23 protein-coding genes are annotated in these 23837 nt (G+C 68.9%); 6 read left to right on the top strand and 17 right to left on the bottom strand.

Annotation, left to right across the window (positions count from 1 at the left end; translation table 11 throughout):
- Positions 1-27 precede the first annotated feature (27 nt).
- The 9 genes from JHB91_RS00200 to JHB91_RS00160 are packed head-to-tail and all read right to left on the bottom strand — an operon-like array spanning position 28 to position 8257.
- The gene (locus tag JHB91_RS00200) at positions 28-2499 is read right to left on the bottom strand and encodes a VirB4 family type IV secretion/conjugal transfer ATPase (protein WP_199470758.1); all 2472 of its coding nucleotides are present in this window, start codon (positions 2497-2499) and stop codon (positions 28-30) included.
- Positions 2496-2801, bottom strand: coding sequence for a VirB3 family type IV secretion system protein (locus JHB91_RS00195; protein ID WP_199373136.1), 306 nt, complete (start codon positions 2799-2801; stop codon positions 2496-2498). The genes JHB91_RS00200 and JHB91_RS00195 overlap by 4 nt, the downstream gene beginning before the upstream one ends.
- Entirely contained in the window at positions 2794-3180 is a 387-nt protein-coding gene (locus JHB91_RS00190) for a TrbC/VirB2 family protein (protein ID WP_199470757.1), read from the bottom strand. The genes JHB91_RS00195 and JHB91_RS00190 overlap by 8 nt, the downstream gene beginning before the upstream one ends.
- Before the next feature lie 53 nt (positions 3181-3233).
- Positions 3234-3986 carry a lytic transglycosylase domain-containing protein gene (locus JHB91_RS14060; protein WP_199472596.1) on the bottom strand — a complete coding sequence of 251 codons (753 nt, stop codon included), beginning with the start codon at positions 3984-3986 and terminating at the stop codon, positions 3234-3236.
- Positions 3987-3994: 8 nt separating this feature from the next.
- On the bottom strand, positions 3995-5065 hold the full coding sequence (gene virB11 / locus JHB91_RS00180; protein WP_199470756.1) for a P-type DNA transfer ATPase VirB11: 1071 nt from the start codon (positions 5063-5065) through the stop codon (positions 3995-3997).
- Positions 5065-6207, bottom strand: a complete 1143-nt coding sequence (locus tag JHB91_RS00175) for a TrbI/VirB10 family protein (protein WP_199470755.1) — start codon at positions 6205-6207, stop codon at positions 5065-5067. The genes virB11 and JHB91_RS00175 overlap by 1 nt, the downstream gene beginning before the upstream one ends.
- Complete coding sequence (locus JHB91_RS00170; protein ID WP_233398552.1) at positions 6204-6941, bottom strand: TrbG/VirB9 family P-type conjugative transfer protein; 738 nt, start codon at positions 6939-6941, stop codon at positions 6204-6206. The genes JHB91_RS00175 and JHB91_RS00170 overlap by 4 nt, the downstream gene beginning before the upstream one ends.
- 14 nt (positions 6942-6955) lie before the next feature.
- Positions 6956-7795: a type IV secretion system protein gene (locus tag JHB91_RS00165; protein WP_199470753.1), complete on the bottom strand. Its 840-nt coding sequence runs from the start codon at positions 7793-7795 to the stop codon at positions 6956-6958.
- 48 nt (positions 7796-7843) lie between these two features.
- On the bottom strand, positions 7844-8257 hold the full coding sequence (locus tag JHB91_RS00160; protein WP_199470752.1) for a hypothetical protein: 414 nt from the start codon (positions 8255-8257) through the stop codon (positions 7844-7846).
- A 474-nt stretch (positions 8258-8731) separates the two neighbouring features.
- Here JHB91_RS00160 and JHB91_RS00155 point away from each other — a divergent pair, with 474 nt between their 5' ends.
- The 3 genes from JHB91_RS00155 (at position 8732) to JHB91_RS00145 (ending at position 12055) form a co-directional block, all read left to right on the top strand.
- Positions 8732-9901 (top strand): alkaline phosphatase family protein, encoded by a 1170-nt coding sequence (locus tag JHB91_RS00155; protein WP_233398484.1) that lies wholly within the window; start codon positions 8732-8734, stop codon positions 9899-9901.
- A gap of 76 nt (positions 9902-9977) precedes the next feature.
- Positions 9978-11528 (top strand): DNA-3-methyladenine glycosylase 2, encoded by a 1551-nt coding sequence (locus JHB91_RS00150; RefSeq protein ID WP_199470750.1) that lies wholly within the window; start codon positions 9978-9980, stop codon positions 11526-11528.
- The gene (locus JHB91_RS00145) at positions 11525-12055 is read left to right on the top strand and encodes a methylated-DNA--[protein]-cysteine S-methyltransferase (RefSeq protein WP_199470749.1); all 531 of its coding nucleotides are present in this window, start codon (positions 11525-11527) and stop codon (positions 12053-12055) included. Before JHB91_RS00150 ends, JHB91_RS00145 begins: the two co-directional genes overlap by 4 nt.
- A 27-nt stretch (positions 12056-12082) precedes the next feature.
- Here the strand turns inward: JHB91_RS00145 and JHB91_RS00140 are convergent, their stop codons facing one another.
- Entirely contained in the window at positions 12083-13336 is a 1254-nt protein-coding gene (locus tag JHB91_RS00140) for a formimidoylglutamate deiminase (RefSeq protein ID WP_233398483.1), read from the bottom strand.
- A gap of 101 nt (positions 13337-13437) precedes the next feature.
- Here JHB91_RS00140 and hutI point away from each other — a divergent pair, with 101 nt between their 5' ends.
- Together hutI and JHB91_RS00130 are read left to right on the top strand one after the other, a co-directional pair.
- Positions 13438-14658, top strand: a complete 1221-nt coding sequence (hutI, locus tag JHB91_RS00135) for an imidazolonepropionase (protein WP_199470747.1) — start codon at positions 13438-13440, stop codon at positions 14656-14658.
- Positions 14659-14672: 14 nt separating this feature from the next.
- A complete protein-coding gene (locus JHB91_RS00130; RefSeq protein WP_199470746.1) occupies positions 14673-15893 on the top strand; it encodes a dipeptidase in 1221 nt (406 codons plus the stop codon).
- 72 nt (positions 15894-15965) lie between these two features.
- Here JHB91_RS00130 and JHB91_RS00125 read toward each other — a convergent pair whose 3' ends face one another.
- Both JHB91_RS00125 and JHB91_RS00120 read right to left on the bottom strand, forming a co-directional pair.
- Entirely contained in the window at positions 15966-16199 is a 234-nt protein-coding gene (locus JHB91_RS00125) for a 30S ribosomal protein THX (protein ID WP_255531423.1), read from the bottom strand.
- A 34-nt stretch (positions 16200-16233) separates the two neighbouring features.
- Complete coding sequence (locus JHB91_RS00120; protein WP_199470745.1) at positions 16234-16638, bottom strand: MerC domain-containing protein; 405 nt, start codon at positions 16636-16638, stop codon at positions 16234-16236.
- Between the two features lie 73 nt (positions 16639-16711).
- Here JHB91_RS00120 and JHB91_RS00115 point away from each other — a divergent pair, with 73 nt between their 5' ends.
- Entirely contained in the window at positions 16712-18916 is a 2205-nt protein-coding gene (locus tag JHB91_RS00115) for a TonB-dependent receptor (RefSeq protein WP_199470744.1), read from the top strand.
- On the opposite strand, the gene JHB91_RS00110 is transcribed toward JHB91_RS00115, so the two are convergent.
- Genes JHB91_RS00110 through JHB91_RS00090 form a run of 5 tightly spaced genes read right to left on the bottom strand, consistent with a single transcriptional unit; the run spans position 18913 to position 23819 of the window.
- A complete protein-coding gene (locus JHB91_RS00110) occupies positions 18913-19413 on the bottom strand; it encodes a transcriptional repressor (RefSeq protein WP_199373151.1) in 501 nt (166 codons plus the stop codon). The genes JHB91_RS00115 and JHB91_RS00110 overlap by 4 nt on opposite strands.
- Before the next feature lie 58 nt (positions 19414-19471).
- Positions 19472-20869, bottom strand: coding sequence for a glutamate--tRNA ligase (gene gltX, locus JHB91_RS00105; protein ID WP_199470743.1), 1398 nt, complete (start codon positions 20867-20869; stop codon positions 19472-19474).
- A gap of 31 nt (positions 20870-20900) precedes the next feature.
- On the bottom strand, positions 20901-22082 hold the full coding sequence (locus JHB91_RS00100) for a fused response regulator/phosphatase (protein ID WP_199470742.1): 1182 nt from the start codon (positions 22080-22082) through the stop codon (positions 20901-20903).
- Entirely contained in the window at positions 22079-22966 is an 888-nt protein-coding gene (locus tag JHB91_RS00095; protein WP_199470741.1) for a patatin-like phospholipase family protein, read from the bottom strand. Before JHB91_RS00095 ends, JHB91_RS00100 begins: the two co-directional genes overlap by 4 nt.
- Entirely contained in the window at positions 22959-23819 is an 861-nt protein-coding gene (locus JHB91_RS00090; RefSeq protein WP_199470740.1) for a patatin-like phospholipase family protein, read from the bottom strand. Before JHB91_RS00090 ends, JHB91_RS00095 begins: the two co-directional genes overlap by 8 nt.
- Between the last annotated feature and the right edge of the window lie 18 nt (positions 23820-23837).

Here is a 23837-nt window from a genome sequence, read left to right as displayed (position 1 = left end):
TGGGTTGATACATGTGTCCAATGTGAATCAGGGCACCACCAATACGCCCTGACTGCCTCGAGACATGGCGCGCACACCTTCGCGTCCGGTTCCGCGCCTCTCAGCCTGGAACGCGCTGAGCCATTGCCCGGGGTGAAGAGCGTCAGTCGCGACGCCTTCGGCGTGAGCGCGCTCGGCCAGCACCCGGTGCATCACTTCGATGTTGTCGGTCGATGCCGAAATCACCGCAAGCGCATCGTCTAGACCATTGAGATCCAGACGGCAGACGCTTGAAGCGTGCCCTTGCTTGACCAGGAAGCACCTCGATCGTTCGTCGAGCGACAGCACCACGCGGAACTCGGCTTCGGTCAGCTTCAGGCCATCGACGTAATCGGAGCGCTTGGCGTTCGGGTTGGGCAGCAGGATCAGGGTCGCCGTCTGTTCGACAAGCGCGGCAGCAATGTCGCTGGACAGCGCATCTTCCGGGCTCTGCGTCGCAAAGATCCCCAGGCCATTCTGCTTGCGGATGGTCTTCTGCTTGTTGCGCGCGAAATCCTTGAGCGCACCGCCACCGTCGAGGATCTTCCAGAACTCGTCCATCACATAGATCAGCCGGCGTCCGTCGATCAGCCCCTCGAGGCGGTGCAGCAGGTAGCGCACCACGGGCACCCTGACCTCGGGGTTGTCGACGACATCCGTGTAATCGAACCCGATGATGTTGGCGCGTGAGAGATCGACGGTATCGACCGGATTGTCGAACACCCAGCCCAGGCTGTGGCCGGCGGTCCACTTCCGCAAGCGCGCGTAAAGGCCGTCATCCCCCATATTGGGCAGGCTCTTCTGGAAGTTGGTCATGCTTCGCAGCGGCGGCGGCGTGTCAAGAATGCCCTCCACCGCGCGATGGATGTCCTCGTCCTCGCGCGCGGTGTACGAGGGCTTGCCGGCGAGGATCCTGGCCAGTTCGGCGAGGAACTGAACGTTTCCTTCCGTGCGCTCGCATTGGAACGGGTTGAACCCGGTGGCGCGGCCGTTCTCCAGCGCCAAGTAGTTTCCGCCACATGCCCGCACGAAGATCTCGGAGCCACGATCCTTGTCGAAGAAGAAGATCGTTGGCGACGGATCCAGCTTCTGCACTTGGCTGAGCAGGAAGTTGACGAGCGCGGTCTTCCCCGTCCCGGACTTGCCGATGATCATGGTGTTTCCGAGGGCTTTCTCGCCGCGCGAATCCTCACCGCCATGGGTGGCGTGGAAGTTGAAGAAGTACGGCTGGCCGTTTGTCGCCTGCAGGGTGGTCACGCACTCGCCCCACGGGTTCCTGGCCTGCTTTCCGCTGGCGAAGTTGTGCAGGGGCGAAAGGCCGAGGAAATTCAGTGAGCTGACGTTGGCGAGTCGTGTGCGATATCGCCAGTTGCCGGGCAGCTGCGCATAGAACGCCGACGCTACTGCCAGGTCTTCCTTGGCCGAAACGAATCCCGCATTCGAAAGTTCCGCGCGTGCGGCAGCGATGTTGTGCGAGAGCGCTTCCTGGCTGGCGGCGTGCAAGGCAAGCGAGAAGTGGAACTCGCCCAGGACGAAGTTGCCGGAGGCCAGCTGGTCCATCGCATGGTCGAGCTCGGCGATCTGGCTGACCGCCTTGTCCCCGGAAGACACCATCATGCCTTTGGTGCGATCGAGCACGCGAAGCGCATCCTGACGTCCCATCGGGCTGAACGACTGCGTCATCACGTACTCGAAATCGAGGTACTTCAAGCCATTGAGGATCCCGGGCCAGGTGGCCTCGGAATACTCCTTGATGTTGAGGATGGCCCCGTAATCATGGCGCCCGCACGGGGTGGCCACCACGAAGTCGCCTGTCCTGGCCGAGAACGTGTGGCGGCTCACCGGCAGGTAGTCGCCTATCGGCGCGGCGAGTACCGGGACCGGCTCGTCAAGCCGGTTGACGATGTAGCCGTAAAGCTCAAGGACCTCGGAGAACAGCACGCCGTTCCCCGCTTCGTACATGCCCAGGCGTCGCGGCGCGTAGTCCACCAGCACCGCCTCGACATTGCCTGCCAGCTCCTGCAGCCGCGCCACGGCCTGCTCCTGCTCCGCCCGTAGTCGACCCAGGTCCGAGCTGCGCTCCGACATCCGCCGACCAGTGACCACCGGCCGGTACAGCATGCTGAGGTACAGCTCGTTCTGCAGCGCGTCCTGTTCCGACAGCCGCGCGAAGTAGGCATCCGACAATTCCTGGTTGAACGCCTGCGCAAAACGTCCGCCACCCGTGATCGCACGCTTCCGGCGGATGTCGTGCGCCCAGAAGGCGACGTTGCTGAAATCCGGGGCGCGCAGGGACTGCAACAGGCGATTGAAGGTGGCATGGCGATGCTCGAGGTCCCACGCCTCGCGTCCTACGAACGGCAGGCCGGCCAGCCGCCACGCCACCAGGAAGTCGCCGCCCGTGGTCTTGACGACCGTGGGCGACACGTGCGACGAGAGCGGCACGAAATCGCCCACCGCCGCATCCGCCACGGCGTTCATCCGGACGCTCCGCGCGAACGATATCTGTTCGGCGCAAACGACCACGCGCCGTCGCGAAGTCCAAGGTTGCGCACGCTGGTGCGCATGCGCCAGCGCAGCCCCAGCATGCGGAACACCATCTCGTCGCGGCGCGCCATCTGCCGCATCGCGAACACCACCACCGGCAGCGTGACGAGAAGAAGCAGGTTTACGTACACCGCAAGCAGCAGGCATGCCCCGGCGCCGATGAAGAACGGCACGTATGGCACACCAAGGAACATGGCAGGGCGGGTGCAACCGCGGAAGAGCACGTCTCTACGCATACGGCACCGGCAGCACCGCCCCGAGCATCGCCGTGCACTCGCCGGCCTCCGGGCCGAGCAGCATCCTCGCGATCTGCGCGGCCGCGCCGATCAGCAGCCCACCGATCAGGATTGGCGCGACGTCTGCAATGCGCTTGTGCGCGAACGCGATCTGATAGCCGGCGAAGATGATGGCGATCGTCACCACGGCGATCGATGCCATGTTGAGAAGACCGTTGACGTTCTCGAAGAAGCCGCAGACCTTGGTGTCCGCTCCTCCAAAGCCCTGCGCGAGCGCCAGGTATGGCGCCGACCCCAGCACCGCGATCGTGGCGACGAAAACGGGCCGGCGCATGCCGAAGTGACGTTGGTGTCTCCTGCCTTGCTTGCGTGCGTTCATGATGCATCCCTGCGTTGGTGATGGATTCCCGCGATCCTGGCGGGGGGCGATTTTCAGAACACGAATGCGGTGTCGCGCTCCGCTGCTGGTGCCGCGTCATCCCGGGTTTCGCTGCCGCGTCCAGTCGCGGTGGTGCTGACCGGCGGGACGAACGGTTCGGTTGCCGTGTGGTGGAGGGCGGTCTGTGCAGCCGGTGCCAGCGTCGGCGTTGTGGGTGCGGTCGCAACCGGCTGCGCCCCTCCGCCATGCACGTCCAAGGCGGGAACTCCTCTCCGACCAACCAGGCTTCCACTGCCCCCATCAGCGCGCTTGTCGCGACTTGCCTTCCACTGTCGCGCAGGCGCTCCAGCCTGGGCGAACGCGACCGCGTCGACGTTACCGTCTCCGCGCGCGATCGAAGCACGGATCTTCTGCACGTAACCGTCGCGAAAGCCGGTGCTGAAGTTTCCGGAGTAGTAGCAGCTGAACGCCTTGTCCCAGTCGCCACCGGCACGCATATGGCAGTCGGCGAGGATACGGGAGCCGGCGGCCAGGTTCGGGCATGGGTCGAAAGCCAGTTCGTAATTGCCGAGCCCCTGCTTTGCGAGGTTATGGAAATTCACCTGCGCCAGCCCGAGGGAAAAGTTGAACCCGTCGCGTTCCAGCTGCCTCGCAGTCGCGACTGCCTCGGCGAGGTTGCGGGGCTGTCGCGCCAGGCGAGTACCGACCACGCCAATGGCATAGGGGTTGTAGGACGACTCCACCCGCACGATGTGATGCATGACCTCGGCCGGCACGGCAAGATCCTGGCACGCAAGCGCTTCGATCCCCGGAATCACGATTCGCCCCCTGGTGACGCGCGCATCGGCTCGAAATCGATACCCGTGACATGCCGCCGCCCGCCGCGCGCGCTGATGTGGACGAGGATGTCGATGGTCGACATGAGCAGGCGCCGGATGGTGGCGAACTCCAGCCCCGCCCCCTCGGGCGAGCCTTTGACCATGAGTGCGAGCTGGTCCCAGGCCTGCGCCGTGCTCCCGGCGTGGCAGCTGGTAATGGAGCCGGGATGTCCGGACGCGCAGTTGCGTATGAAGTAGAAGGCTTCGTCGCCACGCAGCTCCGCAAGGATGATCCGGTCGGGCTTCATACGCAGGCAGGCTTCCATGCAGCCCTTGGCGGTGACGTTGGCCGTGCCTTGCCCGCCCTTGGAATACAACAGGTGGACGACGTTCGGCTGACTGATGAACAGCTCCCGGGCATCCTCGATGGTGACCAGGCGCTCGTCCGCGTCGATGTGTTCGACCAGGGATTTCATGAACGTGGTCTTGCCACTCCCGGTGGCGCCCGCAACCACGATGTTCTTGCGCTGCTGGACGGCGCACCGGAAGAAATCGATGTAGCGACCCGCGGCGCGCAGCGACAGAAGCTCGCGGTCGCCGGCGTCGAGGGCGTCCGCGGCCGGCTGCACCGCGTCGAAGAACCCGTCCGCCTCGTACGCGTCCAGGCTGCGTGCCTGCCGCGACGGGAGGCGGATGGTGATCGACACCTTGCCGGCGTCACAAGCCGGCGGCACCACGAACTGCGCTCGCTGGCCGGTCGGGAACGTCAGCGAGACCACGGGATCGGCATCCGTGATGCGCTGGCCGGTATCACTTTCGTTGACCACCGCGGTGCAGAACTGGCGGGCGCGCTCGAACGTGAGCCCCGGGACTTCGACGCGCTGCCAAGCGCCACGCGCCTCGAGCCAGACCTCTCCCGGGCGGTTGATGCAGATCTCGGTGACGTCGGGCGACGCCATGTACCCGAGAATTCCCAGCACCTCGTACTGGTAGTCGAGGAAGCCACTGCGCGGCCCGCCACGCACGCAATCGCGCTGCGCCCCAAGCGATGAGCTGCCGTCGGCCATCACAGCTGCGCCACCACGGCGGAGAAGTCGACATCACGGGCCACATAGACGTTGACCACCGTGCCGTGCTGGATGGTCACCGTCGGCGGCCTGCGGCTGTCGAGTGCCTGGTTTGCGAGCCGCTCCATGGTGCGCCCTGTCGCGCTCTCGTACGGGGACTGCACGACCACGCCAGCCGGACCGATGGTGGACGATGACGGACCCTCTTCGGCGGCCGCGTACTTGAACGCATCGCTCAACAGGCTGATCAACAACGCCGATGCGACCCGGCTGCCCCAATGCGCGCTGTAGTGACCCGGATGCCCGGCTCCGCCAAGATTGTCCACCCCGGGGCTCGACATGGCGACATCCAGCCCGTTGGGCGTGGTGATCCGGTCCCAGACCACCGCCACGCGTGGTCCCGTCGGCTCCATGTCGTAACGTCCAAGCACCTTGGAGCCGCGCGGGAGCAGCAATTGCTGGCCGTTGATCGAATACACGGGCTCGGTCACCACGCATGAGGTGAACCCGGGTATGTCGGTGATGATGCGCGTCTCGAGCACGCAGCGGATGTAGGTGCCGCGAACCAGGAGCGCGTCGGGCCGGGCGATGTATCGGGCACGGGTCGTGGACGCGGAATCGGGTTCGACATGAGCGGGCTCCGCAGTCGGGAGGCCCGCGAGCATGGCCTGCATGTACGCGTCCGGGCCCTTCGGCACCGCGTCACCTTCGCCGGACTGCATCCGCCTTTGGCGCAGTGACGGACCGTCGGGGCGCGCGGGAATCGCGAAGCTGGGCAATGCCGTCGGCCGCTGCTCTATCGGAACAGGCAGCACTGGAATGGGAACGGCCGGCATTGTCGGCATTGCCACGGTTGGTCGCTCGCGTGATGGATCAGTTCTCGGCAATTCGGGGATGACAAGCGCCTGCTCACGCGGCTCGGCGGGCACGTCTCCTTCGCCACCGATCGCGCGCAGCATCCACACGATCGCAAGCACGAGCAGCAGTACGATGCCTGCGAGGAATCCCAGCGCCTTGCGATTGAGGCGCCGGAGGTCCTCGGTTCGCAGCACCGGGGCCGCCGAGTCGAGGTCCGGCCCCGCCTGGCGCGCCGCATAGTGGCCTGATCGTCCGTCGGCAGGGGGAAAATCACGATCGCTCATCGCGGGTTCCTCCTCAGGCCGACGATACTGCGCCCGTGGCGGACCACGAGATATGGATAGGTGCCGTGCACCACCACCGTGCTGCCGTCGACTGTGGTGTTGACGACGAAGTCCTCACCATCCTCGCGCTCGCGTCCGAACACCACCGGAAAACCGCCGGTCGGCAACCTGGCCTGATCACCCATCTGCAGGTAGGTGAAGCTGCCATCGTCGTAGACATTGGCGGGCACCAGCCAAGCCTGGCCTCGCCGCACGGCATAGTCGTAGTCGAAGTTGTACTCACGCCCCTTGTCGAGCGCGACGCTCAAGCCCTGGGTAGGTGATTCCTCGATCGGCGCCTTGAAGCTGGCGTCCGCCGGATAGCGGAACGCGATCTTGTACTGCACGCCAGCACGGCGCGCCTGCTCCAGCGATGTCCAGTCGCTTGCAACGACTTTCAGCTCGAAGATGTATGCATGCGACTTCGTGCGAACCAGCATGTTGGTGTCGACGTCGACATCGCGTGGCCGCAGATAGAACACGTTGCCGCGCCGGGTCAGGTCCCAGCCGCTGCTGAATCCGGTGCTGTAATCGAGGATTTCTTCCGCAGGATCGAGCTCGATCTGGGTGGCGATTCCGAGCGCGGCGCGAACCGCGTAGACCTGATCTGGCTGGTACTCGTAGACGTCGACATGCTGCGCGCGCGCGGGCGGCCCCGTGAGCAAGCCGTACAGCAGCATGCCGCCGATGGTCATGAACAGGGTCCTGGTCATGGGCTCGCCTCCTGGTTCTCATCTGCCACAGCGCCAGCATCGGCACCGTCATCCACCGCTGCATCGGCGGCGGGCTCAAAGACTGCGTGCGTCGGCTCCGACTCGGCGGGCGGCAAGGCGGCATAGTCGTTGTCGACGCGGTAATTCGTGACCTGGAATCCGAGGGGGTTCTCGAGACGATCGGGCTCTTCCATCTTCAGCGCCAGGTTGTAGGTGAAGCCGAGCGTCGCGATACGGCTGTCCAGTGGCCGGGTCGCACCGGACGACTTGTCGTAGACGCTGCGCTGGAAGCGCACCGTGGCGCCACCGGGATGTCCATCGGCACCATCGATCAGCTGGATGCTGAGGATCCGCACCCGGATGGCGCGCGTCCGCCCAAGCGTGTTGAACGGGCTGCGGGGATTGTTGGCGGCGTGGAGTGCGGCGTACTCGCGCCCGACTTCCGGGACCGTCATCGCGTGCACGGCCCGCCAGTCGCGCAGATTCATCATCGCCACGTCATACGATTCACGCAGGCCCACGAAGCGGGCCACGTTGGCCCGGTTGATGGCTTCGCTGGCGGTCACCGCACGGTGCCGGAAGTCGTCATCGAGGCGGGCAATTGTGGCGTTCCCGCTGTAGGCATCGGCCATCACCAGGAACGGCACCCGCTCCTTCAGCGGCATGATGCGGAAATATCCGGCGCCCAGCACGAGCGCGGTGATAGCCGCTACCAGCGCGACCAGCCATGCACGACGTTCACTGCGCCGCGCAAGGTCGGCGATGGTGACCTCATAGTTTGTCGCCCTGGCGATCGCTTCCTCGATCGCCGGGGACGCCTGCTTCCTTCCGAACATGATGCAATCCGTGCAAGGTTCGTGTGAGTTGGTTTTATTGCCTCGCGATCAGCCCGGGTCTCCTTCCCGTGCTGTCACCACCAGTCGATCGCCGTCGACCGCCACCAGCACCTGTTGCGCGGCGTAGATCTCGCTCAACTGGGCGGCCGCATCCTCAATGCGCTGCGCGCGCAACGCCTGCACCGGAAGGTGCAGCGTGAAATCGGCATGGTGCCGATAATCGAGCGTGAACTGCGTGTCGCGTGCCCAGCGCACCAGCAGGCTGCGCAGCGTGCGATCCAGCGGAGACGCCTGGAACACGTACGCACCGCGCAATGGGATGGCGTGCGTCGTTGCGGCGTAGTGGTTGACCGGCTGCCAGCGGCCGCGGACGTCGGGCACTTCGCGCGCCGCGCAACCGCCGAGCATCAACGCCACGAGGGCGGCACCGCAGTACCCGATCACGTCATCCTTGACGTCCATGCCCCCCTCCCCGGCGACAAGCTTGAATGTAGAGGCCGGAACGATCCTTGTCCTCGGCCGTGAAACTCCGTGTGTGTCGTGGCCCCCTCGCTACGACACGTGCGCTGCGTTACTCCACATGCGCCATGACTCGAAGCTAAACGTCGCGCGTGAACGGGTCAATACGCGAACGTACGCATTTCTGTGATGGCGTCGAGAGAACGGACAAATCCCATGCACAGTTGTGCACAAATCCGATGCGCGTCAGACGGAGATGTGCGCGATGCGGCCCATGCACGGACACCAGCAGCGTGCCGATTCCCGTTTCCGCGGCTACAGCCGTCATGGGCACGTCCTATCATTCCGTCCATGCACCTGCCTCTTCGACCTCCGGCCCTGATCGCCGCGCTACTCGTTACCCTCCTCTCCACCGCCGCCTGCACCGGCCCCACCACACGGACAGGGTCGCTACCTGCCGTCCATGCGCCGGCTGCGATGTTCAGCGGCGACGCACTGCTGCTGGTCTCCATCGACGGCCTGCATCCGGACCGCATCAACGCAGCCGACTCGCCCAATCTCGTCCGCCTCGCCGCCAGCGGCACGCAGGCGCGCTGGATGACCCCCTCCTACCCGTCGCTCACCTTCCCCAACCACTACACCATCGCCACCGGGCTTCGCCCCGACCGCCACGGCATCGTCCACAACTCCATGCACGATGCCGCGCTCGGCACGTTCCGCCTGTCCGACCGCGACGCGGTGGGTGCCAGCGGCTGGTGGGGCGGCGAGCCGATCTGGGTGGGCGCCGAGAACGCCGGCCTGCGCACCGCCACCATGTTCTGGCCCGGTTCCGAAGCCGAGGTGGCCGGCGTGCGGCCCACGCGCTGGCATGTGTATGACGAATCCGCATCCGCCGCCCAGCGCGCGGCCACGGTGGCCGGCTGGCTGCTGGAGCCGGAGGCCACGCGCCCGCGCCTGGCCACGCTGTACTTCCACGATGTCGACACCGCGGCCCACACCTACGGCCCGGGCTCCGCGGAGGCGCGCGCGGCGCTCGTAGGCGTCGATGCTGCCGTCGGCAGCCTGCTGGACGCGCTGCAGAGCAACGGGCGCCTTGGCCACACCAACATCGTGCTGGTCTCCGACCACGGCATGGCCGAGGTGCCGCCCGGCAACCAGCTTTCTATCGACGACCTGGTGACCATGGAGCAGGCGCGCGTGGTGAGCATCGGCCAGGTGATCCAGGTGCAGCCCAACCCCGGCTTCGAGTCCCAGGTGGAGGCGCGGCTGCTGGGCCGCCACGCGCACCACGAATGCTGGCGCCGCGGGGACGTGCCGGCGCGCTGGCACTACGGCACCCACCCGCGCGTGCCGGCGATCGTCTGCCAGATGGACGAGAACTGGGATGTGGTGCTCCCACGGGTCCTGGACGCGCGCGCACGCGGCGGCACGCGCGGCTCGCACGGCTACGACCCGGCGCTGCCGTCGATGCGCGCGGTGTTCATCGCCAGCGGTCCGGCGTTCCGTCGTGGCGCGGTGATCGATGCGGTCGACAACGTCGACGTGTATCCGTTGCTGGCGCGGCTGCTGGGCATCGCGGCCGCCGACAACGACGGCGATCCCGAGGCGTTGCTGCCGGCCCTGGTGCCCGCCGTCGCGGGGCCCTGAACCGCGCCGGAAAGGCGCCGGCCCTGATGTCCGAAAGCGGCGAGTCCGACACGCCGGGCGGTGCTAGCCTGCGTCCATGGCTTCCCCCGCCCTCCCCGATGTGCAGGTCTGCGAACAGGCGCGACGCAGCCGCGACCCACGCTTCGACGGACTGTTCTTCACCGCCGTGCACAGCACGCGCATCTATTGCCGGCCGGTGTGCCCGGCGCCGTTCGCAAAGCGGGTCAGCTACTTCGCGAATGCCGCGGCGGCGGAGACCGCCGGCTATCGCCCCTGCCTGCGCTGCCGGCCGGAGCTGTCCCCGCACGATGGCGCGTGGCGACGCGGCGATGCGGCGCTGGCGCGCGCGCTCACGCTGATCGACCAGGGTGCGCTGGCCGATGCGCCGCTGGCCGCCTTGGCCGCGCGCGTCGGCATCGGCGAGCGGCAGCTGCGGCGGCTGTTCGTGGAGCGACTCGGCGCGCCGCCGGTGGGCGTGCACGGCACGCGCCGGCTGCTGTTCGCCAAGCAGCTGCTGACCGAGACCGCGCTGCCGATCACCGACGTGGCGCTCGCGGCCGGATTCGGCAGCCTTCGGCGCTTCAACACGACGTTCAAGGACGCCTACCGGATGGCGCCGCGCGACCTGCGCCGCCAGCCCGGTGCGGCGCGCAACACCGGCGGCGATTCGCTGGTGCTCCGCCTCGGCTACCGCCCGCCCTACGATTTCGCCGCAATGCTCGCGTTCCTGCGCGGGCGCGCGCTGCCGGGCGTGGAGGCCGTCGACGATGCGAGCTACGCGCGCGTCATCGCCGGCAGCAACGGCGGTCCGGACGGCTGGCTGCGCGTCAGTGCGTGGCCTGGCGGCGAACACGCGCTGAAGCTGGAGCTGCATGCGCCGCTGGCCGCGCGCCTGCTCGACATCGTGCAGCGCCTGCGGCGCATGTTCGACCTCGACGCCGACCCGCAGGCCATCGCCACCACGCTGTCCGCCGATCCGCGCCTGCAACCGCTGCTGCGCGCGCATCCCGGGCTGCGCCTGCCGAGCGGCTGGGACGGGTTCGAGATCGCGGTGCGCGCGGTGCTGGGGCAGCAGGTGAGCGTGGCCGCGGCGCGCACGCTGGCCACGCGCATGGCGCGGCAGTTCGGTACCACGCTGGCCACGCCGTTCGCCAGCGACCTCGAACACCTGTTCCCGACGCCGGAAGCACTCGCCGATGCCGACCTCGCGGCCATCGGCCTGACGCGCGCACGCGCCGACACCGTGCGCGGCGTGGCGCGTGCGCTGCTCGACGGCCGCGTGGATTTCCGTCCCGAGCGCACGCTTGCGGACTTCACCGAACGCTGGGTCGCGCTGCCGGGCATCGGCCCGTGGACCGCCCAGTACATCGCCATGCGTGCGCTCGGCCATCCCGATGCGTTCCCGGCCGAAGACCTGGTGCTGCAGAAGGCCGCCGCGCCCGACGACGACCGGCTCACGGCGAAGGCGCTCGGCCTGCGCGCGGAAGCGTGGCGACCGTGGCGTGCCTACGCCGTCATCCATCTCTGGCGCGACGCGGCGGCAACGGCAACCGCGGCCAAGGCCCAGGTGTCCGCTCCCGCGCGCCGCCGCGCGCGTCCATCCATCGCAGAGGCTCCGCGCCCATGACACTCGTCTACCAGCACTTCGACACGCCGATCGGCGTGCTCACCCTCGCCGCGGACGACACCGGGCTGCAGCGCATCGACTTCCCGCCGCCCAGGCTGCCGCCCGCCGGTTCCGCATGGCGCGAAGGCAGCAACGCGGTGATCGCGGAGACCCGCAGGCAGCTGGAGGAATACTTCGCTGGCCGCCGGCGCAGCTTCGACCTGCCGCTGTCGCCGCAGGGCACGGAATTCCAGCGCAGCGTGTGGACCGAACTCGCCGCGATCCCCTACGGGCACACCTGGAGCTATCGCGACCTTGCGCAGCGCATCGGCAAGCCGAGCGCGATGCGCGCGGTGGGCGCCGCCAACGGCCGCAACCCGCTGCCGATCGTGCTGCCCTGCCATCGCGTGATCGGCGCCGACGGCTCCCTCACCGGCTTCGGCGGCGGGCTGCCGACCAAGGCGTTCCTGCTGCGGCTGGAAGGTGCCCTGCCGCCGGGCGATGACGACCTGTTCGCCGGCGGCGACACTGCCGCGTTGACGCGTTGACGCGTTGACGCGCTGACGCGCTGACGCTCAGGCGAGCAGCCGCACCATCGCCTGGCGATAGCGGCCGGCCACGGCGTCGCGGTCGCGGTGGCGTCCTTCGGACACGAGCTTCACTCCCGCCACTTCGACCTCGCGCACGCAGGGCACGTTGCCGCTGAAGATCCAGCGGTCGGCGACATCCGATGCATTGGTCCCGGCGAAAATCGCAGCTTCGCCATCGAGCACGACATGGTCATCGCCGGCGTCGAAGCCGGTCGATTTCGCTGCGCTCGCCACCACGCCCTGCAGCAGCGTCTCGCCGACGCTGGTCGAATCCGCCGACACCGCGATGTTGCGGTGGCGGGTGTCCAGGCGCTGGCCGTACTCGAGCCAGCGCAGCTCCTCGACCGGCGACACCGAGATGTGCGAATCCGAGCCGATGCCCCAGCTGCCGCCGGCATCAAGAAAGTCGCGCAGCCGGAACAGGCCGTCGCCGAGGTTGGCTTCCGTCGTCGGGCAGATCGCGACCGTGGCGCCGCTGCTGGCGATGCCGGCGAGCTCGGCGTTGTCCAGGTGCGTGGCATGCACCAGCGTCCAGCGCGCGTCGACGTGGGCGTGGCCGAGCAGCCATTCCACCGGCCGCGCGTCGCGCAGCGCCAGGCAGTCCTGCACCTCGCCGACCTGCTCGGCGACGTGGATGTGGATGCGCGCATCCGCCGGCAGCGCGGCCAGGACCTCGCGCATCGCCGCTTCCGGCACCGCGCGCAGGCTGTGCAGCGCGCAGCCGATGCGCACGCTGTCGCCGGTGTGCGCGCGCAGGGCGTCGAACAGGCGCAGGTAGCTGTCTACGTCGTGTCCGAAGCGCCTCTGTCGTTCACCCAGCGCGTGGCCATCGAAGCCGCCGGTCATGTACAGCACGGGCAGCAGGGTGATGCGGATACCGGTGTCGCGCGCGGCGGAAAGCAGCGCATCGGCCATCACCGTATGCGCCGCGTACGGACGGCCGTCGGGCTGGTGGTGCACGTAGTGGAACTCGCAGACGCTGCCGTAGCCGGCTTCCAGCATCTCGACGTACAGCTGCGAGGCGACGGCGTGCAGCAGGTCGGGATCGAAGCGCGCGGCCATCCGGTACATGGTTTCGCGCCAGGTCCAGAACGAATCCTCGGGATGCGTCTGGCGCTCGGCCATGCCGGCCATCGCACGCTGGAAGGCGTGCGAATGCAGGTTGGCGATCGCGGGTACGCGCCAGCCGCCGGCAACGGGCTGGACGAGCGGCGGCAGTGGAGTGGCGGTGGCAGGCATGGCGGCGGGTGTGCGTCGGGAGTGCGCTAGGCTACCGCGTCGCCACCATGCCGACAGGCCCGCCATGCTCCGCGCTCCCGAACACCGTCCGGATGTCCAACATGCCTGAGCGCTGGGACGGGCTGCTACGCAACGCCACGCTCGCCACCCTGGATGGCGATGCGGGCTACGCCCTCGTGCATGACGGCGCGCTGGGCTGGCGCGACGGCCGCATCGTCTTCGCGGGCCCGGCTTCGTCACTGCCCGCCGCAGTGGACACGCTGGCCGATGAGGTGATCGACGCCGGCGGCGACCTGGTCACGCCCGCGCTGGTCGACTGCCACACCCACCTGGTGTTCGCCGGCGACCGCGCCGCGGAATTCGAGCAGCGGCTGATGGGCGCGAGCTACGAGGAGATCGCGCGTGCCGGCGGCGGCATCGTCTCCACGGTGCGCGCCACCCGCGCCGCCGACGAGGACGCGCTGCTTGCCGAGTCGCTGCCGCGGGCCCGCGCGCTGCTGCGCGACGGCGTGGCCACGCTGGAGATCAAGTCCGGCTACGGCCTGGACTTCGACAACGAACGCAAGATGCTGCGCGTGGCGCGGCGCATCGGCGACACGCTCGGCATCGGCGTGCGCACCACCTTCCTTGGCGCGCACGCGCTGCCGCCGGAGTTCGCCGGCAATGCGGATGCCTACATCGATGCCGTGCTCGACTGGCTGCCGCGCCTCCACGCCGAGGGCCTGGTGGACGCGGTGGACGCGTTCTGCGAGCGCATCGCGTTCAGCGCCGCGCAGACGCGGCGCGTGTTCGAAACGGCGCGCGCGCTCGGCCTGCCGGTGAAGCTGCACGCCGACCAGCTGAGCGACGGCGGCGGTGCGGCGCTGGCTGCGGAGTTCGACGGATTGTCGGCCGACCACGTCGAACACACCTCCCCTGAAGGCGTGGCGGCAATGGCCACGGCCGGCACCGTCGCGGTCCTGCTGCCCGGCGCGTTCCACGTGCTGCGCGAGACCACGCTGCCGCCCATCGAGGCCTTCCGCGCCTCGCGGGTGGCGATGGCCGTGGCCACCGACTGCAACCCCGGCACCTCGCCGCTGCAGTCGCTGCGCCAGGCGATGCAGCTCGCCTGCACGCACTTCCGGCTGTCGCCCGAGGACGCGCTGCGCGGTGCCACGGTCAATGGCGCGAAGGCGCTGGGCCTCGATGACCGCGGCGTCCTGCGCGCGGGACTGCGCGCCGATTTCGTTCGCTGGCGCGTGCGCGAGCCGGCGGCACTCTGTTACTGGCTGGGCGGCGACCTCGCCGCCTCGGTCCACTGCGGCGGCCGCCGCGTCGCCTGACCCTGGAGACCCGAATGATCCACGTGCCGAGCCATGCCCTGCCCCGCTGCCTGCTCGCCATCGCGCTCGCCGCGCCCACCCTGGCGCTGGCCCAGGCCACCGACGCCGCGCGCGCGCTGGCGGCCGACGCGGTGATCGTCGACACCCACATCGATGCGCCCGGCATCCTCGTCGAGACCTGGGCCGACCTGGGCGTCAGCGCGCCGGACCGCGAGTTCGACTACCCGCGCGCCCGCACGGGTGGCTTGGACGTCGCCTTCATGTCCATCTACACCTCTCCGCGCGAGGACGACGCCGGCAGCGCCTGGCAGTCGGCCAACGCGCAGATCGACGCCGTGGAGGCGCTGGCGGCGCGGCACCCGGACCGCTTCGCCATCGTCACCTCGCCACGCGATGTTGAACAGCTGCGCCAGGGCGGCCGCGTGCTCCTGCCGCTGGGCATGGAGAACGGCGCGCCGATCGGCGACGACCTCGCGCAGGTCGCGTTTTTCCACGCCCGCGGCGTGCGCTACATCACCCTCGCGCACAGCGCCAACAACCGCATCAGCGATTCGTCCTACACGATCGAGAAAAAATGGGACGGGCTGAGCCCGTTCGGCCGCGAGGTGGTGGCCGAGATGAACCGCCTCGGGATGATGGTCGACGTATCGCACCTGTCCGATGCCGCCGTCGCGCAGGCGGTGGCGTTGAGCCGCGTGCCGGTGATTGCCAGCCATTCCGCGCTGCGCCACTTCACCCCGGGCTTCGAGCGCAACCTCAGCGACGAACTGGCGCTGGCGATCGCCGCGAAGGGCGGCGTGGTGCAGATTCCGTTCGGGATCGCCTTCGTCACCCCGGCAGCGGCGGCGAAGACCCAGGCGTACTTCCGCGCGTCCGACGCCTTCAACCGCGCCAATGCCGGGCGCGTGGCCGCAGGGCAGCCGCCGGCCGACCGCGCCGCGTTCGAAAAGGACTGGGAGGCGGCCAATCCGCCGTTGCAGGCACCGATCACCGACGTGCTCGACCAGATCGACTACGCGGTGAAATTGCTTGGCGTCGAACACGTCGGCATCGGCTCGGATTTCGACGGCGTCAGCGGCGAACTGCCCGATGGCCTGCGTACCGTGGCCGACTACCCCAACCTGATTGCCGGCCTGCAGGCGCGCGGGCACTCGGACGATGACATCCGCGCGATCCTCGGGGGCAACCTGCTGCGCGCATGGGCGCTGGTGGAGGCAGGGGCGGCGTCGCGCTGACGCGCCACGGGCCGTGAAACGAAGAAAGCCCCGCACGGGCGGGGCTTCTCTCGATCGCGCTGGAAGGGCGCGTTATTCCTTGGCGACGGTCTTCTTGGCCACGGCCTTCTTGGCCGGCGCCTTGGCAACAGTCTTGCTCGCGGCCTTCTTGGCGACCGGCGCGGCAGCCGTGCCGGCGGCCTTGGTGGTCACCTGGCTACGGGAATTGCCGTAGCTGGCGTTGAAGCGCTTGCCCTTGGCGGTCTTGCGGTCGCCCTTGCCCATGTGATGCTCCTGGAGGTTGTTCGATCCGGCGCGCGCATGCACGCCGCAGGGCGCGAATCCTAGCACGCATGCCGGTTTACGGCGCTGAAACGCTGCCGGCCGCGGCGTGTGTCAGGCGCAGGTTGACAAGGTGCGCCGCGGCCAGCAGCAGCCCACCGGACACCATCACCGCCGCGTGCGTGAAGCCGTGCGTGTGCAATGCGGTGAACGCGCCCGCCCAGACCAGACCCAGACCGGGGAGCAGCAGCGCCCAGGCCCGGAACGCCCTATGGCGGCGGTAGCCCAGCGACAGCGTGGTCGCGCCGAGCAGCGAGGCGAACACCACGAACGCCTGGTCGATGTCCACCCAACCCACCACCGTGAAGCCGAACGCCGGCAGCAGGGCGAGCGCGACCGGCAACAGCGCGCAGTGGACGGCGCACAGGAATGACGCGGCAAAACCGAAGCGGTCTGCATTGCGGAGGGCGGTCGGTGAGGCCATGACTTCCGTAAGGGTTGCGTCAGGGATGAAATGTTATAACACTTCCCGCCGCCATCCAAGTCCAGGCTGTCCAATGCTCCCCCAGCGCTTCCGCCCGACCCCGCTCTGCCTCGCCCTCGCTTTCGCACTCGGCGGCCTGCCCACCGTGGCCACCGCCGCCCAGGACGATCCCCGCCACGACGAAGAAATCGCCGACCTCAGCGGCATCGTGGTGCGCGCCAACCCCCTCGCCCGCACCGCCGAGGACCTGGCGCGCCCGGTGGCGGTGCTGGCCGGCGAGCAGCTGGACGAGGCCAAGGCCGCCTCGCTGGGCGAGACCGTGTCACGGCTGCCGGGCGTGCAGTCGTCGTTCTTCGGTGCCGGTGTCGGCCGCCCGGTCATCCGTGGCCTCGAAGGCGCGCGCGTGCAGGTGCTGAGCGATGGCCTGTCGGCCGGCGACGTGTCCACGGTCAGCGCGGACCATGCGGTCAGCATCGAGCCGTTCCTCGCCAACCAGATCGAAGTGCTCAAGGGTCCGGCGACGCTGCTGTATGGCAGCGGCGCCATCGGTGGCGCGGTCAATGTGATCGACGGCCGCATCCCGGAAACCGCCACGTCGACGCCGCTCGAAGGCCGCGCCGAGCTGCGCGCCGGCAGCGTCAACGACGAGCGCACCGGCATGCTGCGCCTTGATGGCACCTCGGCATCGGGTCGGGTGGTGTTCCATTTTGACGCCCTGCACCGCGAGACCGGCGACTACGACATCCCCGGGTTCGCCGAGCGCGCGGACCTGCACCACGATGACCACGACCACGACCACGACGTCGGACACGCGGCCGAGGACGCGGCCCGCGGGCAGCTGCCCAACAGCTTCGTGCGCACCGACAGCGGCGCGCTGGGCGTGTCGTACATCGGCGACGCAGGTTTCCTGGGCGTTGGCCACAGCCTGTTCAACACGCGCTACGGCGTTCCGGGCCACAGCCACGCCGCGTCGGACGACCACGGCCACGCGCATGACCACGACGAATCGGAGAGCGACGCCCACGGCGCCGTGCACGTCGTGATGGACCAGCGCCGCAACGAGGTCCGCGGCGGCCTGGACGATATCGGCGCGTTCGAGAGCCTGCGCATCAAGCTGGCGCACACCGACTACACGCACACCGAGTACGAAGGCGACACGGTGGGCACGGTGTTCGACAACACCACGCTGGAGGGCCGCGTGGAGCTGGTGCACCGCGCGATCGCCGGCTGGCAGGGCGCGGTCGGGCTGCAGTTGTCCGAGCGCGATTTCAGCGCGGTCGGCGACGAGGCGTTCGTCCCCGACTCCAATGCGCGCGACGCCGGCCTGTTCTGGATCGGCGAGCGCGATTTCGGCGCGTTCGGCGTCGAGCTCGGCCTGCGCCACGACCGCAACCGGATCGATGTGGCGGCCGCGGACGCGATCGGCCCCTCGCGCGAGTTCGACGCCACCAGCGCATCGCTCGCCATGCGCTGGAACGTCTCGCGCGACCTGCATCTCTCCTTCGGCCTCGACCGCGCGCAGCGCACGCCGACCGCCGAGGAGCTTTACTCAACCGGCATGCACGTCGCCACGCAGAGCTTCGAATTCGGCAACCCGGATCTCGACCCCGAAACCGCCAATCGCGCCGAGATCGGCCTGCACTGGCACCACGGGCCTCTGCGGCTCGGCGCATCGCTGTTCCAGGTGCGCTACGACGACTTCATCTACCTCGCCGATACCGGGCTGGAGGACGATGGCCTCGCCCTGCGCGCCTGGCACCAGGCCGACGCACGCTTCCACGGCGGCGAGGTCGAGGCGCAGTGGGATTTCGCCGAAACCGAGTACGGCGCATGGAGCCTGAGGTCGTTTGCCGACGTGGTGCGCGGGCGCCTTGACGGTGGCGCCAGCCGCCGATTCGACGCCAGCATCCCGCACGGCGACCACGTGCACGACTACACCGCCGAACTGGTGCCGGAAGGCAACCTGCCGCGCATCGCACCGCGCCGCCTCGGCAGCGAGCTGCGCTGGCAGGGCGCGCAGTGGCGGGCATCGCTGGGTGCGGTGCGTTACGCGGGCCAGGACCACGTGGCGCAGTTCGAGACCACCTCGCCCGGCTACACGCTGGTGCATGCCAGCGTCGCCTGGCACCGCGACGGCGCCCACGGCAACGCGATGGAACTGTTTGTCGACGGCCGCAACCTGCTCGACGAGGAGGCACGCGTGCATACCTCGGTGCTGAAGGACCTGGCGCCACTGGCCGGCCGCGGCGTGACCGCGGGCGTGCGCGTGTTCTTCTAGGTTTCTTCGCCGGCCAGGCACTGCGCGCAGGTGCCATGCACTTCGAGTGTCTGCGCGCGCGGCCGGAAGCCGAGCGCCAGCGCGCGATCGCGCAGCGCGCCGACTACCTGCAGATCCTCGAGTTCGATCGCCGCGTGGCAGCTGTCGCAGATCAGGAACGGCACCGAGTGCTGCGCCGTACTGGGATGGTGGCAGGCCACGAACGCGTTCACCGACTGCAGCTTGTGGATGAAGCCGTTGGCGAGCAGGAAGTCCAGCGCGCGGTAGACCGTGGGCGGCGCCGCGGCGCCCGGGCCCTTGCCATCGCGCACGCGGTCGAGCAGGTCGTAGGCCTTGATGGGCTGGCCGGCCTCGGCAATCAGGCCGAGCACATGGCCGCGGATCGGCGTCAGGCGCAGACCGCGTTCACGGCACGCCTCCTCCACTGCGGCCACGAAGGCCTTGCCGTCGTGGACGTGGTGCGTGGGGTGCGTACAGGCGTGGACGTGTGCAGGCATGCAGCCATGATGGTGGCCATTGCGCGCCGACTCAAGCCGGCGCGCCGCGCGGCGGCGGTCAGCCGGTGCGCGCGATGGCGGCGTCGATGCGCTTCAGGGCTTCATCGCGCCCTGCCAGGTACACGGTGTGCGCGATGTCCGGGCTGACCTGCGTGCCGGTGATCGCCACGCGCAGCGGCTGCGCCACCTTGCCCATGCCGATGCCGAGCGCTTCGGCCACCGCCTGCAGCGCGCCGTGGATGGCCTCGGCGCTCCACTCGGAAAGCGCCTCGAAGCGCGCGCGCGCTTCGGCCAGCGGCATGCCGGCGGCTGCGGTGAGGTGCTTGGCCACGGCCGCGTCGTCGTATTCCGTGAGCGGCCGGTACCAGACGGCCGCGCGCTCGGCCATGTCCTTGAGCGTCTGCACGCGGTCGCGCAGCGCCAGCACCACGTCGGCCGGCGCGGGCCCGGCCGCGAGGTCGTAACCCGCCGCCCGCAGGTGCCACTCGAGATGTTTCGCGACATCCGCCGGATCGTCGCCCTTCAGGTACTGCTGGTTGAGCCAGCCGAGCTTGGCCATGTCCAGGCGCGCCGCCTTGGCGTTGACGTCCTTGAGATCGAACAGCGCCTTCAGCTCGTCGATGGAAAACAGTTCCTGGTCGCCGTGCGACCAGCCCAGGCGCGCCAGGTAGTTGAGCAGTGCGTGCGGCAGGTAGCCGGCGTCGCGGTACTGCATGACGTCCGCCGCGCCGGTGCGCTTGGAAAGCTTGGCGCCCTGTTCGTCGAGGATCATCGGCAGGTGCGAGAACGCCGGCACCTCGGCACCCAGCGCGCGGTAGATATTGATCTGGCGCGGGGTGTTGTTGACGTGGTCGTCGCCGCGCACCACGTCGCTGATGCGCATGTCCAGGTCGTCGACCACCACGGCGAAGTTGTAGGTCGGGTAGCCGTCGGGGCGGAAGATCACCAGGTCGTCGAGCTCGGTGTTGCTGATCTCGATGCGGCCCTTGACCTTGTCCTCCCATGCGACCACGCCATCGAGCGGGTTCTTCAGGCGGATGACGCGGTTGGGATCGTCGCGGTACGGCGCCGCCTGGTCGCGGTACGCGCCGTTGTAGCGGGGCTTGTCGCCCTTGGCCATGGCGGCCTCGCGCATCGCGTCGAGCTCGGCCTTCGACTCGTAGGCGTAATAGGCCTGTCCGGCCGCGACCAGCTGTTCGGCCACTTCGCGATAGCGGTCGACGCGCGCGGTCTGGTAGATCGGGCCTTCGTCGTAATCGAGACCGAGCCAGTCCATCGCTTCGAGGATGGCATCGATCGCACCCTGGGTGCTGCGCTCGCGGTCGGTGTCCTCGATGCGCAGGATGAACTGGCCGCCGCGGCGCCGCGCCTCCAGCCAGCAGTACAGGGCGGTGCGGGCGCCGCCGATGTGCAGGTAGCCGGTGGGGCTGGGGGCGAAGCGGGTGCGGACGGTCATGGCGTGTCGATACGTGCGGGATGCGCGCATTTTAGCCCGCGCGGTGCAGGACCAGCAGGGTGATGTCGTCGAACTGCGCGGCGTTGCCCATCGCGGCCTGCAGGTCGTGCCGGATGGCGCAGAGGGTGTCGTCGGCGCGACCCGCGGCGGACGCCAACCGCGACAGCAGGCGCTGCTCGGAATAGACGGCGCCACCGGCATCAATCGCGTCGGTCACGCCGTCGGTGAAGGCGACGAGCGTCTCGCCTTCTCCCATCCGGATGCCTGCCGCGGTGAACGCGGCGCCGGGCAGCATGCCCACCGCGGGCCCGGTCGGCACCAGGCGCGTGCGCACGCCGTCTGGTCCGCAGACGACCGGCGCCTCGTGCCCTCCGTTGACGTAGACCAGCTCGCCGGACGCCGGGTCGAGGATCGCCAGGAACACCGTGGCGAACATGCTGTCGCGCTCGTGGACGCGCGCGATGTAGTCGTTCACGCCGGCGACCAGCTCGCAGGCCTGCGCTGCAAGGTCGCCCTCGCCGTCCAGGATCCGCTCCGCCTGCGCGCGCAGCAGGCTGCGGAACAGGGCCATGAACAGCGCCGCGCCGACGCCCTTGTCGCAGACATCGGCGACCGCCAGCACGATGCGCCGGCCGTCCTGGACGGTGTATGCATCGTAGAAATCGCCGCCCACGTGGCGCGCCGGCTGGAACCAGGCCGCGAGGTCCCAGCCTTCGGCATGCGGCAACGCGTGCGGCAGGAAGCCCGCCTGGATCGTGCGCGCGATGTCCATTTCGCGCTCCATGCTCCGGGCATGCATCTGCTCGCGGTCGCGCAGGCGCTTGCGGGCGAGACTGGCGTCGACGCGCGCGCGCAGGATGTGCGGGTTGAACGGCTTGGGCAGGTGGTCGTCGGCACCCAGCTCGATGCCCTTGATCACACTGTCGGTGTCGTCCAGCGCCGAGATCAGGATCACCGGCACATGGCGCAGCTCGGGGTCGGCGCGCACGCGCTCCAGCAGTTCGTAGCCGGTCATCTCCGGCATCATGATGTCGAGCAGCATCAGGTCGAATGCCACCGCGTGCAGCCAGTCCAGCGCTTCACGACCGTTGGCCGCAACCTCGGTGGCATGGCCTTCGCGCCGCAGGCGACGCACCAGCAGGTCGCGATTGGCCTCGGTGTCGTCGACCACCAGGATGCGGGCCGGATCGGCGGCCATGTGCGTGCCGTTCATGACGCCACCGCCGCGGCGTGGCACAGCCCCAGCTGGCGCAGGTAGGGCAAGGCCGCCAGGGCGGCCTGCTCGCCCTGCTCGATGATGTACGGGATCAGGTGGCTGTCGCCCACCTCGATGGGGGCATCGAAGGCCGGCATGATCGGCACGATCTCGGCATGGTGCACGGCGCTGTAGAACGCGTACGTCGAATGCAGCAGGTTGTTGATGGTGACCGAGATCGCCTGGTTGGCGATGCCCAGCAGCGAATCGATGCGCGGCAGCGGCGGCCGCGCGAAACCCATGGCCAGGATGATCTCCGCGCCTTCGCGGATCGCCAGGCTGATGGGCAGGGGATCGGACACGCCGCCGTCGACCAGCAAGCGTCCGTCCACCGGCCAGGGGCGCAGCAACAGCGGCATCGCGATGCTGGCACGCACCGCCTCGGCGATCGAACCGGAGCTCAATGCGACCTTTTCACCGGAATGCAGGTCGGTGGCGGCGATGTGCAGGGGAATGCCGGCATCGGCGAAGGTCGCCGCGCCGAACAGGCGGGCGATATTGGCGCAGACCGCCGCGTCATCGACCAGGCCGATGCGCTCGCTGAAGCCGAAGCGCCGCGGCAACAGGCTGCGCAGCACCGAGCGGACATGCAGGCGCCTGAACAGCCCGCTCCACATCTCGTGGCTGTAATGCTCGGCTTCGGCCGCGGTCCTGCCGAGCGCCATCCCGGCCATGTAGATGCTGCCGCCGCTGCAGCCGACCACCATGTCGGCGCGGATGCCTTCGCGCTCCAGCACCTTCCACATGCCGACCGCGGCGGCGCACTTCACGCCGCCCGAGCCGACCACCACCGCGACCCGTGGCCGTGCGCGCAGCGAAGGCGCCGGCGAGGCCTCAGACACCGGCGGCCTCGAGCGCCTGGCGAATGTGCGGAAGCTGCGCTTCGGTGGCGCGCTCGCCCTGCTCGATGACGTGCGGGATCTCGGCTGTGTCGAACAGGCGGATCGGGCGCCCGAAATCCGGCAGCACCGGGATGATCTCGGCATGGTGCGCCAGGTTGTGGAACGCGTAGTTCGCGCGCAGCAGGTTGTTGGTGTAGATGCTGTTGACCTGGAACGCGAAACGCGTCGCGGAGCGGATCCGGCTCGGATACGGGCTCTCGAAGCCCATCGCCAGGATCACGTCCGCGCCTTCGCGGATCGCGACATCGATCGGCAACGGGTCCGACGCGCATCCGTCCAGCAGCAGGCGGCCGTCGATCTTCCACGGCTTCCATACGTACGGGATCGCGATGCTCGCGCGGATCGCGTCGCGCACCCGGCCCTCGCCCAGCACCACCTTCTGGCCGTTCTGCAGGTCGGTGGCGACGACGTGCAGCGGGGTGTGCGCGTCCTCGAAACGCCGGTCGCCGAAGATCTTCTCCAGCGCCGCCATCATCGGGCGATCGTCGACCATGCCGAACGCGCCATCGAACTTGAACAGGCGTGGCATGAACGCGCTGAGCATCGAGCGCATGTCGCGGCGCCGGGTCAGCGAAGGCGTCCACAGGCCGCGGGTCAGGCGTTCGCACGCGTCCAGGTCGTATCCCAGGGCCATCACCGAGGCGTACAGGCTTCCACCGCTGCAGCCGACCAGCAGGTCGATCTCGATGCCTTCGCGCTGCAGGACCTTCCACATGCCCAGCGCGGCCGCGCACTGCACGCTGCCCGCGCCGATCACCACCGCCACGCGCTTGCGCCGGGCCGGCCTCGTCATTGCGTCCATCCCGTCTCT

This window comes from Luteimonas sp. MC1828 (assembly GCF_016461615.1).
Taxonomy (GTDB): domain Bacteria; phylum Pseudomonadota; class Gammaproteobacteria; order Xanthomonadales; family Xanthomonadaceae; genus Luteimonas.
The sequence above is the reverse complement of the archived record's forward strand: the minus strand, read 5'-3'. Positions and strand labels throughout refer to the sequence as shown.